The following is a 15320-nucleotide window of genomic DNA, read 5'->3' on the forward strand; positions in this document are numbered from 1 at the left end:
CAACAAACCCGATCAAACTAACGATTGAACCCTACCGGAGATGTGATAATCTAATTTTATCGAACAGTTGATCGAAATTCAACAAATGTCTAAAAAGGGATAGAGGAGTTAAATATGAGAGTTTTAGTTTTTGGAGCGGGAGTATTAGGCAGCTATCTTGCACATGTTCTAGTGCGTGGGGAAAATGATGTCACCATGCTTGCCAGAGGAAAGCGAGCAGAGCAATTGACGAAAGACGGACTTGTGCTTCGCCATTATTTTCAAATTAAAAACACTGTGGATACAGTAAAGGTCATCTCTACGCTTCGATCCGATGATCTCTATGATCTTATTTTTGTTGTTATGAAATATAATGATTTTCCATCTGTGCTACCTATTCTAGCTGAGAATCAGAGTCAGAATATAATTCTTGTGGGGAACAATGGCGATGCTCCTGGCATGCAAAAGGATCTACAGGAAATGAGCAATGTGAGGAAAAATATACTCTTCGGATTTCAGCTTAGTGCAGGAATTCGGGAAACGAGCGGTCGCGTTATCAAAATACACGCAGGAGGGCAAATGGTACTTGGCAGTTTAGACGGTGAGATTCCAATAAAGCCTGTACTGGATGATGCGTTTAAAAATGTTAAGTATAAGCTAACTTATCATGAGGATATGGATGCTTGGCTCAAAAGTCATATCGTGCCTATAGTGGCTTTGAACTCCCTTAGTTATCTGCATGACGGGGATTTGAAAAAGGTATCCAAAGATAAGAAGCTATTAAAACAAGCCATTTCAGTAATGGACGAGGGGTTTCAAATCATGGAGCAATTAGGTTATACTGTCACTCCAGCAGGGCAAGTTAACTTTGTTCGGAAGCACAAGCAGGCTGTATATTATGGTCTGACAATAATTCATAAATTACCGTTTATGAAATTAGTGGACGGTTCTTTCAGCGAAATAGCAGCTTTGTTTGATTCATTTGATATTTTGAAGCAACAAGCAAACATTGCAACGCCCAATTGGGATCAACTTAAAAAACAAGCGTTTTCGAAATTTAATGCAAATGTATAACAATCTTGTTCAGGAGGTATACAATCGATGGCTATATATTTTATAAGGCATGGAATAGATGAAGAAGGCTTTCGTGGGGGTTGGAGTCAACGTGGACTTGTAGTAGAGGGATATAGACAAGCCGAACGTCTTGGATATTATCTTAAGGAAAATCAATCTAGCTTTAACATAACCCGTATTCTTTGTAGTGATTTGCAACGTGCGTTAGATACAGCAAATGAGATCGCCAGAGAGCTTAATTTGCCTGTTGAAAGCAGCCAGTATTGGAGAGAAACGAACAATGGTGTAATCGCTGGAATGCCCCATGAAATCGCAAATGAACGATACCCGGGTCTTTATTTCTCGGCTTTAAGAATGGATGAGAGATTTCCAGGAGGAGAAAGTCCCCAGGAATTTTTTACGCGAATAAGTTCAAGTTTCTCAAAACTATGTAATGAACTGGAGAGTACTGATCCAAATGAAAATGTAATTATGGTCACTCATGGTGGCGTAATTAATGTTATATACCATATTTTAAAAGGGCTAACGTGGACGAATAAGAATGCTCATTTCCCGACTTCATATACTAGTATTCATAAAATAGAGTATCAAGCAGATAAGTGGGCAGTTACAGCAGAAAATCTTACGGAACATATATCAAGGGATCAGGCTGCTGGTATGGCCAATTGATTGGGAGGTACAAATATGGGTTTATTGAATGCGCTGATTGAGCAAGCCAAGAATCCTAGAGGGTTCGTAGGAAATATCATGATCAAAATCATGAATCAGGCACATACCAGCATCACCGTTCAACGATGGATTTTTTGGGACGATCACAGCGATTCAGACGCATTATTTCTGGCCGGACCTCGAACAAGATATAAGTGAAGCATTTAGGGTGCTGATAGCAGGCGGTACATTTGTTATTATTTCTGAGATCTATAAAATCAATTATCATATGAAGCAATTCACTAAGAACGAAGAGATGGAGCAGTTATTACGGAAATCGGGCTTTCAGACGGTAAATATTCACGAGAATAACAAATGGAGATGTTATGTCGGAAAGAAATAAAGCGGCCGCACCGCCCCAAAAAAGGACGACACAGCCGCTTCGTTTCACCAGCTAATTAAGCCGGGAAGGTTTTAAACAAACAACGAACGGGAAATGATGACCAGCAAGATGAAAAGTACCAAAATCGCTCCGGTCGAAGTGAAAGCTCCTCCTTGAAATTCACCCATGATTTATTCCTCCTCAACTTATGTCTTCTTCTCAATTGCTGTGACTGGTGTCGCAGCTTTCTGAGATAATGACATCATATGCCGAAGAGGGCCTGTTGCACTGGTCTATGGCCTATTGCTCGTCAATATGGGCTTTTAGGATACGTAATCCTTTAGGGAGATGATTTTTAAGCTGGCCTAAACTCGCCTTGCCCCAACTAATTGGCAAACCATCTAAAGTTACAAGCGTCCATCCATGTAATTCGCTGGGGACAGGCAGGCTTTCACCGCGGAGCCAAGCATGTATTTCCGGGCCCTCACTGCTGAGATCAAAGCTTCGTGATGCTTGTAGGGGCTGAAGTGCCATAGCTAATGCATGAGCAGGTTCAATCCGATTTTTCTTCAAATGGGCAATATGTAGTCCAGCTCGTGGAATACGCAGTCCGTCCAGCAGCCCGGTATGGAGGTTGCCATTAAAGGATTCTGGCAGCAAATAAAGAGATTCGCCGAAGAGCAGGGGTACACCTTGGCATGAAAGACCAGGCAGTTCTACCGCAGCCCAGTCTTGAAAAAGCTGGTAGGCATCACGTACAGAAGAATTAGTTTTTGGGTTGTTTTTGCTTCGGCGTTTTTTGGCGTTGCGGTTGGCATCGTCATTTACGGATACAGTGTCAATTTGCTTACGCAGGAGTGCAACAAAGTGACCTTCGCCCTTTTCTAAATGCGGCCAAAGGCGTTTGCAGGTGAGTAGTTCCATATCGGGGTAACTAGCCGTCAATCGAGCAATGGTTTCTTCATTCTCTTGACGGTTAAAGGTGCAGGTAGAGTAAGCTAAAGTACCCCCTGGTTTAAGCATAATGTAGGCGTCTTGCAGGATATCCCATTGTCTCGCTGCGCACATAACTACATGAGCAGGAGACCATTCTTGAATGGCTTTTGGATCTTTTCGGAACATGCCTTCTCCAGAACAAGGAGCATCCAGCATAATTCGGTCAAAAGCTTGCGGGAAACGCGCAGATAGCTGTTCTGGTGTTGCACAGGTTACGAGGGTATTCTTAATGCCCAGACGTTCAACGTTCTCTGCTAGAATTTTTGCGCGTTCCGGATGGATTTCATTAGAGATTAAGAGGCCTTGTCCCTGCATTAAACCAGCGATATGCGTAGTTTTACCTCCAGGGGCTGCTGCAAGATCGAGGACGGTTTCACCGGGTTCAGGTGCCAGCAGTTCAGCTGCGGACATTGCGGAAGGCTCCTGAATATAATATAGTCCAGCTGCATGGTAAGGATGTCTGCCTGGTCGAGCGGGCTCATCATAATAAAACCCGCCCTGGCACCATGGGATAGGCTTCAAAATAAATTGTGAGACTGTAAGGTCCACCGCAACTTGGCCTATGGCTGAGGTGCTTTTTAGCGGATTAAAGCGCAGTCCTTGAGTTCGTGGCGCTGAATAACTTTCTAGAAAAGCATCTGCCTCTTGCCCCAGCATTTCTTTAATAGATGCGGTGTAAGAGGCAGGCAGCTGTTCTTCCTTCATAGATCATTCTCCTTTTTCTTAGTTGCTGTTTCATGTTTATACCGATAAAATCAAGGTATGGGGAACGTAATCGTACCTGAAATTCTACATATATTCAACTATATCATAATTGCCAAGTCTTACAGTACACAGGGCAATTGTAAAGGGGATGTACCATATGAATTTGCTGCAAGCGCTCTTCTTCCCGCCGGAGCAACCCGGTGGTGTATCATCTATGATCCCTTATCTTCAGGAAAGATTCCGTTCAAGCCGTTGGGAGATGGATTTGTTTTGGCTGCCTAAGCGGATTCGCAATAAGGGGCATGAGGAAGTAATATTCGAGACGTTTGATTGGACGCAGTATGGAGAAAGTCCGATCGTTCAAAAATATATTCAGACCTATCGTGATTATTTATGGTGGACAAAACTGCGGATGAGTAAGCCTTATGATCTTATTCATTCTCATCATCCGATTGCTGGCTTAGCGATGAAAAAAGTGTTCCCCGATACTCCGTTAATTCATACCCTGCATTCCAGTTACGAGCGGGAATTGATTCTAAATGGAGCGATTTCCGAGGATGGCTTGGAGCATCGTTTTCTAGTCTCACTTTATCGTGAACTTGAGCATGTTAGTGATCGATTAATGACGGTGTCGCGATCTTTTGCAGAGTATGTGGCCCCTTATATTATTGATCCTTCTAATATAGGTGTTATACCGAATGGTTTTGATGAAAAAAGATTTAAGCCTGTTCCGCATGATAACGCTATTCCGCAGCTAGTGACCGTGACACGTCTGGTTCCGGCTAAAGGAATAGATATATTACTCAACGCTTGCGCGGAGCTTAAAAATCGCGGCCATGAGTATGTACTGCATATTATTGGCGACGGTCCTTCACGTGCGGATCTGGAAAAGATGGCCCAGCATTTAGGGATCTATAATGAAACGATCTTTTACGGATATACGCTGCACCCTGAAGAATTCATGCCATTCTTTGATATTTTCGTATTGCCCTCTCGGGCGGAGGCGTTCGGTTCAGTGTTTGCGGAAGCGGCACTTAGCTGCCTGGCTCTAGTGGGGACAAATGTGGGCGGAATACCGGAGCAGATTGAAGATGGTGTGAATGGTTTATTGGTCAGTCCTGACGATGAGATTGCTCTTGCTGATGCATTAGAGAAGGTGATATCTGATCCGGCTTATCGTTATGAGCTTTCGCGCTCCGCATGGGATAAAGCCAAAAGCCTATATTCGTTGACACGAGTTGCTAATGAACTTAAAAAAACCTATTTACAGTATCCTTCAGGAACGAAAGGGTGAGCACCTATGATTCCATTTCGCTTTCTGCATACTGCTGATTTACATCTGGATAGCCGTTTTGCCGGGCTGGCGCATATTTCGCCAGCCATTCGTGCTTATTTACGTGAGTCTACCTTTGCCGCCCTCGGGCGGCTTGTCCGCGTTGCGATCCAAGAGAATGTTGATTTTATTGTCATTAGTGGAGATGTGTATGATGTTTCAGATGCATCATTACAGGGACAGCTGCGATTTCAGGAAGCGCTCAAAGAACTCGGTGAGCACGGGATTCACGTGTTCCTGATTCATGGCAACCACGATCCGCTTGACGGACTGCGTCTGACAACGGAAATGCCAAAGCATGTTACCGTATTTGGCGGAGAGAAGCCAGATCACGCTACAGCTTGCCGCCGTATAGATGGCCAAGAAGTTGCCATCGTTAGTGGAATCTCTTACCCAACGGCGAAAGTGACGAACAACACAGCAGTAACCTTTTCTCGTAAACCTGGCAGCAGCCTGTTTCATATTGCGATGCTGCATGGCAATGTAGACGGTGATTTGCTGCATGAGACCTATTCTCCTTGCAGTCGCAGGGACCTTATCGAACGGGGGTTTGATTATTGGGCGCTTGGACATATTCATAAACGTAGTGTACTGCATGAGAAGCCTGTGATTGTATATCCAGGCAATATACAAGGGCGCAGCATTAAGGAAACCGGAGCTAAAGGTTGTTATATTGTGGATGTAGATGAGGCTGGAAGATCCACTCTGCAATTTCATGAACTGGATTTCGTTCGCTGGCAGGTTAGAGACTTATCTATAGAAGGATTAAGCAATGAAGCAGAATGGATACAGAAAGTGGAGCAGGTTATTGAAGACATCCGCGCGGAGCTCCCGGAGCTCATGTCGGTGGTCAGATTTCGTCTGATTGGGCGAGGGGACGTACATAAAGTATTGGCTGAAAAAGGGGCAGCAGAGGATTTGCTGTCTGAACTCCAGCGCCGTGAGGCGATTAGGGCTGAGCGTAAAGATTACAAAGGGCTTGTCTGGACGGAAGGGTTCGCTATAGAGTCCGGTTTAGCTATTGATCGCCAACGCTTATTGGAAGAGGATAGTTTTCTTGGAGAAATGCTGCGCATTGCAGAGCATACGGAACATTCCCCGGAAGCGCTCGAAGAACTATTAAATAGTGCGCTTAAACCGCTATTGGAGAATCAGGAGCTGCGAAAGCTATTGTCTATGACTAGTCAAGAAGAGAAATTGAGCTGGCTACGTGGTGCAGCAGAGCAGGGAATCACGATGCTTGGCGGGATGGATGATACTGTTGAAGCGGCGGAAAGTCTTTCGTATCAACAAGCCGGAGGGCAAAACGATGAGAATTGAACATTTGCATATCAATGGCTTTGGGCGTCTTCACAATCGAGAGATTCATTTAACGCAGGGAGTGACCGTACTTTATGGGCGTAATGAAGCAGGAAAAAGTACGACACTGCAATTCATACGCTCTATGCTGTTTGGAATTCCAAGCCGTGGAAATCCCTTGGAAAGGTATGAACCTTTGCAAGGCGGATTGCATGGGGGAACCTTGAAGATACGTGACAGTAATGATGGTTTGTGGACCATTCGCCGTTTTGCTTCAGGTGCTGAGGGATCAGGAAGAAATGAAAAGCTTAACATTACAGTAAATCATCCAAATGAAATGACTCAAGAGCTGGGACAAGCTGAAATGGAACGACATTTACTTGGGGGGATCTCTAGGAGTATGTTCCAGCAATTGTTCGCAGTTTCACTGGACGAGCTGCAGGAGCTTGCTGCCCTTCAATCTGAGGAGATGAGCAGCTTTCTTTTTCATGCAGGTATGGGCGGTGGCGGTGCAATCATGCGCGCGGAACGCCGTTTGGTGCAGGAAGCTGAGAAGCTGTACAAACCTCGTGGCAAGCTGCAAGAAGCAGCAAAAGTTGTGCAAGCCATTGAAAAGCTTGAGCGACAAATGGTTGAGAGCCGTTCTTATCTTCCCCGATATAATGATAATATAGTGGCATTGAGGGTAACGGAGTCGGAGCTAGATAAATTGGAGCAACAGCGCAAGCTGACTGGAGAGCAGCTAGTGATGTTTCGAAAAGCACAGGAAGTCCGTGAGCTGTGGTTAAAGTGGAGCGAGGCTCAGCTAGAGCTGCAAGGATTGCCATTGATTTCAGCCTTTCCTGAAGAAGGGGCAACTCGCTTTCAGGCGGTTGAAGGAGAAATTCGGAATGCACAGGGATCAGTAGTACGTTATGAACGTCTTCTAAGCGAGCTTACTATTGAACTGGCAAAGAACCCTCCAGATGAAGTATTAGCAGCGCAGGGGCCTGTTTTAGAGCGGCTGGACCGGCATCGGAGCAGTTACGAGAACCGTAGAACGGAAAGACAGCGGCTTGAGGGAGAATTAACGGCGCTGAATGAGCATTTGCGGCGAATTCTGCGCGGCATTGATGTGAGCTGGGGCCCTGCAGAGCTGACTTCGTTCTCTGGGACAGCGGCGGATCGTGAAGCTGCACGGAAGTTTGCGGCGGCGTTCGCTAGTTATGACCGCCGCATGGAGGCGGAGGGTGCAACGCGGCAGTCGTTGCGCTCCCGTTTGGCCGCTGCCTCAGCGTCGCTCCAAGCAGCAGAACGGGCGCTGGCGCGTGAGCACGCTACCGGCGCGGAAGCTTTTGCGCAGCTGGCTCCGCGCAGCGCCCGTGAAGTGCTGCAGCTGTGGGACGAGCTGCAGCAGGCGGCCGAACGCTGGCGCGAAGCGCAGCTCAGCGAAGGGCCAGCGCGCGGCGCCGGAAGTGACGGCCTTGGCGCGAAGCGCATGGCCGCGCTCTACCGGCGCCTGCTGTGGGCCGGGGCAGCACTAACCGTGCTGCTGCCCGCAGCGCTGTGGCTGACCGGTGCTCCGCCGGCCAGCGCCGTGCTTGCGATCGGCCTGCTGGGCGCGGCCGATCTGGCCCTTTGGGCCGGCTTGCGCGGAGCGCGCCGGCCGGAAGCGTCCCCGCCAGAGCATGGCGGGGACGTCAGCGCAGCCGCAGCCGAGATGCTGCGGCTGCGGGGCAGCTGCTCTCCGGGGCGGAGCCGGAGAGCGTTGTGCCGGGGCGGCGGACGGCCGCCCCGGGGTCCAGCCCTGACGCAGGCGGGCTGGAGGCCTCCATGAGGGAGCTTCGCAGGCTCATGGAGGCTTGGTCAGCTTGGCGGCAGCGCATCGAACGCTATGCCGCCGAGCGTGATGCCTGCCACACGGAGCTGGAGACGCTGGCAGGCCAAGAGAAGCTGCTCGCTGAAGAAATGCACCGGGCGGAGGCGGCATTCACGGAAACTGCTGAGCAATATGAAGAATGGCTTCGCCAACGCAGGTTGCCTGAAGGATTATCTCCTGAAGGGCTGCCGGATATTTTTGCTATGGTTGAACAAGGGAATGAGCTGCTGCGCCAAGAGAATAAACTCTCCTTACGATTGAAGGAGCTGGAAGCAGAATGTAACGTGTTTGAGGAGGAGCTGCTCGCTCTTATTTATGAGTCGGGTGCTGATCTTGGCGACGAGTCTGGTGTAGCGGCAGCTGGCTTTGAAATAGATCCGCAAGAGGGGAAACGAGTATCTGCATTAACCTTACTAAGCTGGCTGGAACTGCGAAAAAGAGCATGGGATGATCTGAAAAAGGACTTGATTCGCCGGGAAACTATGCAGTCAAGATTGCAGGATGTGGATGAAGAACTCAAGGAGAGCCACAGGATATTAGGTGAGCTGAGAGAACAGCGTGAGCTTCTGATACAGGAAGGCGGGGCGACTGGTGGAGAGGATTTCTTACGCAGGTCAGCAGCTGTGCAGCGGCGCAGTGATCTGAATAAATTGATTCGCCAGTGGGAGCTTGCTATGTTCGGTGGTTGGGAGGAGGAGCGGGTTGCTGCTCTGCTGGAATTATTAAATCATCATGATGTGGAAGCATTGCAGCTGAAGCGGTCATTGGCTGAAGAATTGATGGAACGGCAGGAAGAGGGTTGGAACACCCTGCTGGAGCAACGAGGCAAGCTGCTTCAGGAAAGGGAGTATTTGAAGGAGCGCTGCGTGGAGGATTCCGTTATTCAGCAACTGGAAGAGCAGAGAGCAGCCTTGCGGATCGTGGCTGATAAATATGCAGTGGCAGCGATAACTGCCGAACTAATCGGGCGAACTCGCCGTGTGTATGAGCAGGAGAAGCAGCCACAGGTATTACTGCTTGCCTCAGATTATTTCTCCAAGCTGACGGAAGGGGAATACAAAAGGGTTGTTATGACACTAGGGCATAAAGAGCTGAAAGCTGAACACAAGGACGGGGACTGCTGGACAGTGGACTGCTCAGCCGAGGGACGGCAGAACAGCTGTATCTTGCCATCCGGCTGGCATTGGCAGAGACCATGTCACGGCAAGTATCGCTGCCGCTGTTATTCGATGATCTCTTCGTTAACTTTGATGAGTCTCGTCTTCATGCTGCACTTGGACTTCTTGGAGAACTGTCGATCTCCCGCCAGATTGTGATGATGACCTGTCACAAGCATGTGGCGGAAGCGGCAGCACGTATGATTCCTACAGCAGCGGTTATTTCCGTGTAGTTCGGGTGATTGGTTTTACGGATACGATACTGTTCCCCTTCTCCTTTGAGTTCGATGAAGTATTACTACCTGGTGGAGAGGACCATGGTGTTCGTAGCAGTTTGACAGCCCAGACCAGTGATAAACCTCCGAAGATTGGGTAGAACACGGAGAGCAGTGAACTAAAGCCGAACTGGCTCAGTAAATAGCAGACCAACATCAGAAGTGGTGTAATCAATGCGGTTGATAGGGGAAGCCGTTGCTTAAGCTGTACAGCTACTCCATAAATATCGGCGACAAAAGTGCTGAAGATCTCCAAAAAGATCAGCAGCAGATATATAGTTTGCACTACAGTACCCAACCGGACGGCGATGCTGCCCATCGGAATTTCAAACTTGAGAATCCCTGGCATCTGTGAGCTCATTGCGAAATGTGCGGCAATCAACATAAAACCAATCCCGGTACCCCCAATAATACCGCCCCATACAAGGGATTTTTCTTCCTCTGTGTGACGAGCCATAGGGACTAAAACAGCTTGTGCCATCCCTAAATTAAAGGCGGTGTAGAGCAGCGGTGACATCCATGCCCCAAAGAGAGAGCGATCGTTATCAAGGAACAGGAACCGTCCAGCTCCCGGAATTTGAAAAGTATTAAAAATAATGATAAGTGACAGAGTAAGCATTAAAGGAACTACAATACTGTTCATTTGCAGAATACCGGAAATTCCTCGTTTTAGCAGAAAGTATGAACCAAGCAATGTGATAATTAGTCCAGTCTGATAATGAAGTCCGAGATGCTCCTGAAAAATAGCGCCGGCCCCTGCAAGCATAATACTGTTTACTCCGATCAGGACGACCATCGTGAACAAACTGATGGTGCTTCCGACCTGCTCCCCGAAGAGGTGACGGTTAAAGTCCTCATAGGATTCCGCTTCTATTCGCCGAGCAATGACCATCATTTTTGTACCCAGCCATATGAACAATATAGTTGAGAGCAGGATGGTCAGGACTGCCCAGTGCCCGTAACGTGTGAAGAATTTTAATATTTCCTGCCCGGTAGCGAATCCGGCTCCTACAATGGTGCCAATATAAGTGAAAGCGATCTGTAATGTTCGGACATGTGATTTCATGGCTCCCCTCCTAATAGTTTTACGAAGCTAAAGAAAAATCATAATGAGTGCTATGCAGGATAACCTTGTGTACTCTGTATAGTACAGGTTATGATGAGGATCAGTAGGACATGACTTCCGTCGTAATTGCTTTATGATCAGTGATTAATTTGTACGGAATGTCTGCGATTATAAAGGGTATTGGAGGTTCAAAGTCATGGAAGTGTTGAAACAGCGGATTTTGGAAGAAGGTGTCGTCGTTTCGGATGAGGTGCTGAAGCTGGATGCACTGCTAAATCATCAGGTTGATCCACAGCTTACGATGGAAATGGGACGGGAGTTTGCCGGGAGGTTTGCGGACTCAGGAATTACACGTATTGTGACCGTAGAATCCTCGGGCATTGCCGTGGCATTTGCCACCGCGTATGAATTAAAGGTGCCGCTAGTTTTTGCACGCCGCAAAAAAACACTGTTAGCTGATCCGGATGCGCTTTGCGAAAGAGTTCCGTCTTTTACAAAAGGTATCGTTACAGATATTATGCTGTCTCGCCAGTTCATCTCTCCAGAGGATAAAATCCTCTTTATTGATGATATTATTGCCAATGGTGATGCAGCGCGTGGCTTGATTAAGATCATTCAACGTTCTGGCGCTGAGCTAGTTGGTCTTGGTGTTGTAGTAGAAAAAAGCTTTCAGGCAGGGGCTCGGACGATCAGAGAGCAAGGCATTCGTCTGGAGTCACTCGTAAGAATCACCTCTCTAAATGGAGGCACCATCGAATTTGGGGAATAACCTAATTGGCAATAAGAACAGGCCTATTTTTTAAACAACTGCTTTTCACCCTATGGATTTTCCTTTATAATAAAAATTAGACATAGGGAGGAGGCGTCACAATGGGGAAAGAACCGGTGACTGAACAATTTTTTATTGATAAATTAACCGAGGCCAAGGATCATTTCGAGCGTGCGCTGGATTGCAAACACACGGAATTCGACGATCTGTATCCCTATATGATTGAACATCCTCAGTTTTTTTGGTACAAACGCTATGTAGCCTGGTCAGAGCTTCTGACAATCAAAGGTTTGTGCGAAGAGTTATCCTTCCCGTGGAGGGAGAAATTCACAACTAACCAAGTGGAGTATCTGGAGCAACGTGTGATGTCCGCTAAAGTTCTTGACTTCTGGTTTGAGAAGAATGAAGCGCTGATATAAGAATGCTTTAGTAGACATGCAAGTCGTTAATTGCCTACATGAGACCCAGATGATTTATCATTTGGGTCTTTTTTCTGAGACTAAATAGGACAAGCTATGACAGGAGGGATTAATGATGATTAGCGATGAGCAATTGGATGCCTACCGGATTTCCGGTGAGAAAATTCGTGTAGTGCGTGATGGCTTGGAAAGTAACGATGTAAAAGGGATAGTTCTTGCTTGGGATGATTCTCAGGTGATGATACGTCGTCAGAATAGACGAGTAGTGAAGCTGGATCGCAATTATATATTCCAGCCATTTAGTGAACCAAGACAAGATCCGGATAATATATAATCTTCACAGTAATAATTTCCGCAGTAATAATCTTCATAATACAAAACAGCTCTCGCCCTACTGGGCGGGAGCTGTTTCTGTAATATCATTTGGGATTATATAGTTAGAGCTAGTTCAGACGCATTCTCTTCTCTGGAGAGTATGGAGAGTTCTGTGGACAGTCCAAGATACGCGCGCATGCGCAGCATCATTTCTCTACGGAAGCCTGGCCATAATATATTCATCTCTCCTTGAAATCCTCTGCAGGAATATAAGGCTTCGACTCCTCGCTGATCTTGGCGAACGGTAGTAATCTTCAAATCATGGGAGCTCAGCTCGCGCGTAACCTCTTGAAGCATTAGTGACGTCTTCTTTGTGGCACCAGATACGAGCTCCATATATAGCTGAGGGGTCTTAAACAGGCCGCTTCTACTGATTACACGGCAGTCACGTTCGAACACTTTATGAATAAACGTTAGCAGCAAATAGCTTCTGACCAGGGACAGTTCTTCTTTAGTTACTTCTTCATCAATAATGGATGTGTTTAGCTTTGTAGTCGCCATTATAAATCACCTCATTTATATTATGCGAACTTTTGTTCTCATTATACCTTATATTCGGCAACAAAAGCAATAATTATCCATAAATTAATGAATGATAAGAAAACGGCGAAAATATATTGACGTTGGATTCTCAGCGTGGTATGATCTATCTTGTGACCGCAATAAGCGAGTCATTATAATACGCGGTCATGGCGGAATTGGCAGACGCGCTGGCTTCAGGTGCCAGTGGTAGCAATATCGTGGAGGTTCGAGTCCTCTTGACCGCATAGCTAAAAGGATTATAGAACTGCTCTAGTAGCAGGTTTATAATCCTTTTTTTATGTTTTTCAGCAGACGGTAGTGCGAAAGAGGAAGGTATCCTTAAGAACCATCACCTGAGGCTAACGGACCCAGATGAAGCTATTTGCTCATTTATCGCCTTTTGAGCGTAGTATCGGACCCCAGTGCAGCTATTGCATGGAAAAAGGATCACAATTGGCGTTTTTTATGCCAATAGCGACTGTGGGGTCTGATAGGAATCCAAATGTACTCTAAAGCTGCGAACAAGGTCAGTTAGTCCGATAGAAATCCAAGTTTGCTCTAAAGCCACGAATAAGATTAGCTGGGTCCGATAGAAAACCAAATGTGCTCTAAGCTGTGAATAAGGTCCGCGGAGTCCGATAGCGTCTCTCCACGCGCAGATTGGATAAAAACTAATTTGTATTTTTGCTTCTAAGCTACTCGCCCTGCGGAGTCGTCATCATCACCTGAGGCTAACGGACCCAGATGAAGCTATTTGCTCATTTATCGCCTTTTGAGCGTAGTATCGGACCCCAGCGCAGCTATTACATGGAAAAAGGAACGAATAAGGCATTTTTTATGCCAATAGCGACTGTGTGGTCCGAAAGGAATCTAAATGTGCTCTAAAGCTGCAAATAAGGTCAGTTGTGAAGCTAGAATAAAAAGTGGACAGTAGTTAACAGACTGGCGATAATGAGTCCACGGAGGTGTGTTCACATGGGAGAACATCGACAACGGTATAACGAAGAATTTAAAAAACAGACAGTGCAGTTCATTCAAGAGCAAACAAAGACAGTGGGCGACTTGGCGGAAGAGCTCAACATCCCAAAAAGTACCCTGCATCAATGGATGAGCCAGTATCGAGAACTAAAGAATGAACCGGCAGCTAGCGTGGATCGAGTACGGGAACTCGAGGCACAGTTGAAAGAAATGAGCCGTCAACTTCAAGAAAAAGATAACAAGATTGCCGATGTGGAAGAGGAATTAGCGATCGTAAAAAAAGCAGTGCACATCTTCAGCAAACCAAGGAACTGAGATTCCAGTTTATTGAAAAACATCGCTCCGAGTTTCTCTTGGAGAAGATGTGCATGACCCTACATGTGTCACGGAGCGGGTACTACAAGTGGCGGACAGAAAAAACCAGTACGCATATGCTTCGTAAGGCTGCGATAATGAAGCGAATTCAGTATCATTTTGCAGACCATCAAAAGCGGTATGGGAGTCCGAAGATCACCCGCCTGTTACATCAAGAAGGTTATACCGTTACCGAACGCACGGTGAGTGTGTACATGCGACATATGAAGCTTCGCTCCATTGTCTCCAAAACGTATCGCGTACAGACCACTGACTCCAATCATGACCATCCGATTGCCCCGAATACGCTTAACCAGCAATTTAAAATACGCAAACCCAATTCAGTATGGGTTACCGACATTACGTACATTCCTTGCCGGGGAGGGCGCTTGTACCTGGCTAGTGTGATGGACCTTTGCACGCGCGAAATCGTGGGGTGGCGCTTGGAGAACCATATGGAAACCAGCTTGATTTCGGGCGCTTTACAAGATGCTTACGAAGCTAAACAACCGGAAAAGGGTCTATTACATCACTCCGATAGAGGTTCTCAATATACTTCTCATGAATACACGAAGCAGTTGAAAGCGTATGGCATGGAGTCCAGCATGAGCCGCAGAGGTAACTGTTATGATAACGCCTGCATCGAGTCGTGGCACAGCATTTTGAAAAAGGAGCTCATTTATTGTAATCCGCGATTCAAAACTAAGGAGCAAGCCTACCAGACACTTTTTCAATATATTGAGTTTTACTATAACCGCAAGCGAATGCATGGCGCGCTGGGTTATCTTTCTCCAGTTCGTTTTGCTGAGCAATTGACTAGAACGTCTGTTGCGTGACTGTCCACTTTCTTGACAGAGGTCCATTGGGTCCGATAGAATCCAAATGTGCTTTAAAGCTGCGAATAAGGTCAGCGGGGTCCGATAGAAAACCAAATGTGCTCTAAGCTACGTATAAGGTCAGCGGAGTCCGATAGCGTCTCTCCACGCGCAGATGGATAAAAACTAATTTGTATTTTGCTTCTATGCTACTCGTACCACCGAGTCATCATCACCTGAGGCTAACGGACCCGGATGAAGCTATTTGCTCATTTATCACCTTTTGAGCATAGTATCGGACCCCAGTGCAGCTATT

At 46.7% G+C, this 15320-nt stretch carries 17 protein-coding genes and 1 tRNA gene; 14 read left to right on the plus strand and 4 right to left on the minus strand.

All coding sequences use genetic code 11. The features are described from left to right. Positions 1-114 precede the first annotated feature (114 nt). Genes MHH46_RS10605 through MHH46_RS10620 form a run of 4 tightly spaced genes read left to right on the plus strand, consistent with a single transcriptional unit; the run spans position 115 to position 2104 of the window. Entirely contained in the window at positions 115-1053 is a 939-nt protein-coding gene (locus MHH46_RS10605) for a ketopantoate reductase family protein (protein ID WP_076191379.1), read from the plus strand. Between the two features lie 27 nt (positions 1054-1080). Continuing rightward, positions 1081-1722, plus strand: a complete 642-nt coding sequence (locus tag MHH46_RS10610) for a histidine phosphatase family protein (protein ID WP_076191382.1) — start codon at positions 1081-1083, stop codon at positions 1720-1722. 15 nt (positions 1723-1737) lie between these two features. Beyond that, on the plus strand, positions 1738-1920 hold the full coding sequence (locus MHH46_RS10615) for a hypothetical protein (RefSeq protein WP_076191385.1): 183 nt from the start codon (positions 1738-1740) through the stop codon (positions 1918-1920). Beyond that, positions 1874-2104 (plus strand): hypothetical protein, encoded by a 231-nt coding sequence (locus tag MHH46_RS10620; protein ID WP_405132626.1) that lies wholly within the window; start codon positions 1874-1876, stop codon positions 2102-2104. The genes MHH46_RS10615 and MHH46_RS10620 overlap by 47 nt, the downstream gene beginning before the upstream one ends. 71 nt (positions 2105-2175) lie before the next feature. On the opposite strand, the gene MHH46_RS10625 is transcribed toward MHH46_RS10620, so the two are convergent. Beyond that, complete coding sequence (locus MHH46_RS10625) at positions 2176-2271, minus strand: sporulation protein YjcZ (protein WP_081383126.1); 96 nt, start codon at positions 2269-2271, stop codon at positions 2176-2178. Positions 2272-2383: 112 nt separating this feature from the next. Next, positions 2384-3784 carry an RsmB/NOP family class I SAM-dependent RNA methyltransferase gene (locus MHH46_RS10630; protein WP_076191388.1) on the minus strand — a complete coding sequence of 467 codons (1401 nt, stop codon included), beginning with the start codon at positions 3782-3784 and terminating at the stop codon, positions 2384-2386. Positions 3785-3941: 157 nt separating this feature from the next. Here MHH46_RS10630 and MHH46_RS10635 point away from each other — a divergent pair, with 157 nt between their 5' ends. Genes MHH46_RS10635 through MHH46_RS10650 form a run of 4 tightly spaced genes read left to right on the plus strand, consistent with a single transcriptional unit; the run spans position 3942 to position 9590 of the window. Then, the gene (locus MHH46_RS10635) at positions 3942-5078 is read left to right on the plus strand and encodes a glycosyltransferase family 4 protein (RefSeq protein WP_076191391.1); all 1137 of its coding nucleotides are present in this window, start codon (positions 3942-3944) and stop codon (positions 5076-5078) included. 6 nt (positions 5079-5084) lie between these two features. Next, positions 5085-6437 carry a DNA repair exonuclease gene (locus MHH46_RS10640; RefSeq protein ID WP_076191394.1) on the plus strand — a complete coding sequence of 451 codons (1353 nt, stop codon included), beginning with the start codon at positions 5085-5087 and terminating at the stop codon, positions 6435-6437. Next, complete coding sequence (locus tag MHH46_RS10645; protein WP_405132598.1) at positions 6427-8232, plus strand: AAA family ATPase; 1806 nt, start codon at positions 6427-6429, stop codon at positions 8230-8232. The genes MHH46_RS10640 and MHH46_RS10645 overlap by 11 nt, the downstream gene beginning before the upstream one ends. Continuing rightward, entirely contained in the window at positions 8229-9590 is a 1362-nt protein-coding gene (locus MHH46_RS10650; RefSeq protein ID WP_405132599.1) for an ATP-binding protein, read from the plus strand. Before MHH46_RS10645 ends, MHH46_RS10650 begins: the two co-directional genes overlap by 4 nt. Positions 9591-9650: 60 nt before the next feature. On the opposite strand, the gene MHH46_RS10655 is transcribed toward MHH46_RS10650, so the two are convergent. After that, positions 9651-10772 carry a hypothetical protein gene (locus MHH46_RS10655; RefSeq protein WP_076191400.1) on the minus strand — a complete coding sequence of 374 codons (1122 nt, stop codon included), beginning with the start codon at positions 10770-10772 and terminating at the stop codon, positions 9651-9653. A gap of 196 nt (positions 10773-10968) precedes the next feature. Between MHH46_RS10655 and MHH46_RS10660 the strand changes: the two genes are divergently transcribed. From MHH46_RS10660 to MHH46_RS10670, 3 genes are all read left to right on the plus strand, one after another. Next, entirely contained in the window at positions 10969-11541 is a 573-nt protein-coding gene (locus MHH46_RS10660) for a xanthine phosphoribosyltransferase (RefSeq protein ID WP_038569895.1), read from the plus strand. Between the two features lie 101 nt (positions 11542-11642). Continuing rightward, entirely contained in the window at positions 11643-11960 is a 318-nt protein-coding gene (locus MHH46_RS10665; RefSeq protein ID WP_036689410.1) for a hypothetical protein, read from the plus strand. 115 nt (positions 11961-12075) lie between these two features. After that, the gene (locus tag MHH46_RS10670) at positions 12076-12294 is read left to right on the plus strand and encodes a hypothetical protein (protein WP_076186635.1); all 219 of its coding nucleotides are present in this window, start codon (positions 12076-12078) and stop codon (positions 12292-12294) included. 95 nt (positions 12295-12389) lie between these two features. On the opposite strand, the gene MHH46_RS10675 is transcribed toward MHH46_RS10670, so the two are convergent. Beyond that, a complete protein-coding gene (locus tag MHH46_RS10675; protein ID WP_051491615.1) occupies positions 12390-12836 on the minus strand; it encodes a hypothetical protein in 447 nt (148 codons plus the stop codon). 182 nt (positions 12837-13018) lie between these two features. Between MHH46_RS10675 and MHH46_RS10680 the strand changes: the two genes are divergently transcribed. From MHH46_RS10680 to MHH46_RS10690, 3 genes are all read left to right on the plus strand, one after another. Beyond that, positions 13019-13102, plus strand: a tRNA-Leu gene (locus tag MHH46_RS10680). 730 nt (positions 13103-13832) lie between these two features. Then, on the plus strand, positions 13833-14150 hold the full coding sequence (locus tag MHH46_RS10685) for a transposase (protein WP_036683594.1): 318 nt from the start codon (positions 13833-13835) through the stop codon (positions 14148-14150). Positions 14151-14161: 11 nt separating this feature from the next. Then, positions 14162-15025: an IS3 family transposase gene (locus MHH46_RS10690; RefSeq protein ID WP_256717269.1), complete on the plus strand. Its 864-nt coding sequence runs from the start codon at positions 14162-14164 to the stop codon at positions 15023-15025. The last annotated feature ends 295 nt before the right edge of the window (positions 15026-15320 follow it).

It is taken from the genome of Paenibacillus sp. FSL H8-0175 (genome assembly GCF_045040615.1).
In the GTDB taxonomy this organism is placed as follows: Bacteria; Bacillota; Bacilli; order Paenibacillales; family Paenibacillaceae; genus Paenibacillus_AQ; species Paenibacillus_AQ odorifer.

Coding starts and splice junctions, on each gene's coding strand:
- MHH46_RS10605 (WP_076191379.1), top strand. CDS start 115: ATGAGAGTTTTAGTTTTTGGAGCGGGAGTATTAGGCAGCTATCTTGCA.
- MHH46_RS10610 (WP_076191382.1), top strand. CDS start 1,081: ATGGCTATATATTTTATAAGGCATGGAATAGATGAAGAAGGCTTTCGT.
- MHH46_RS10615 (WP_076191385.1), top strand. CDS start 1,738: ATGGGTTTATTGAATGCGCTGATTGAGCAAGCCAAGAATCCTAGAGGG.
- MHH46_RS10625 (WP_081383126.1), bottom strand. CDS start 2,271: ATGGGTGAATTTCAAGGAGGAGCTTTCACTTCGACCGGAGCGATTTTG.
- MHH46_RS10630 (WP_076191388.1), bottom strand. CDS start 3,784: ATGAAGGAAGAACAGCTGCCTGCCTCTTACACCGCATCTATTAAAGAA.
- MHH46_RS10635 (WP_076191391.1), top strand. CDS start 3,942: ATGAATTTGCTGCAAGCGCTCTTCTTCCCGCCGGAGCAACCCGGTGGT.
- MHH46_RS10640 (WP_076191394.1), top strand. CDS start 5,085: ATGATTCCATTTCGCTTTCTGCATACTGCTGATTTACATCTGGATAGC.
- MHH46_RS10645 (WP_405132598.1), top strand. CDS start 6,427: ATGAGAATTGAACATTTGCATATCAATGGCTTTGGGCGTCTTCACAAT.
- MHH46_RS10650 (WP_405132599.1), top strand. CDS start 8,229: ATGAGGGAGCTTCGCAGGCTCATGGAGGCTTGGTCAGCTTGGCGGCAG.
- MHH46_RS10655 (WP_076191400.1), bottom strand. CDS start 10,772: ATGAAATCACATGTCCGAACATTACAGATCGCTTTCACTTATATTGGC.
- MHH46_RS10660 (WP_038569895.1), top strand. CDS start 10,969: ATGGAAGTGTTGAAACAGCGGATTTTGGAAGAAGGTGTCGTCGTTTCG.
- MHH46_RS10665 (WP_036689410.1), top strand. CDS start 11,643: ATGGGGAAAGAACCGGTGACTGAACAATTTTTTATTGATAAATTAACC.
- MHH46_RS10670 (WP_076186635.1), top strand. CDS start 12,076: ATGATTAGCGATGAGCAATTGGATGCCTACCGGATTTCCGGTGAGAAA.
- MHH46_RS10675 (WP_051491615.1), bottom strand. CDS start 12,836: ATGGCGACTACAAAGCTAAACACATCCATTATTGATGAAGAAGTAACT.
- MHH46_RS10685 (WP_036683594.1), top strand. CDS start 13,833: ATGGGAGAACATCGACAACGGTATAACGAAGAATTTAAAAAACAGACA.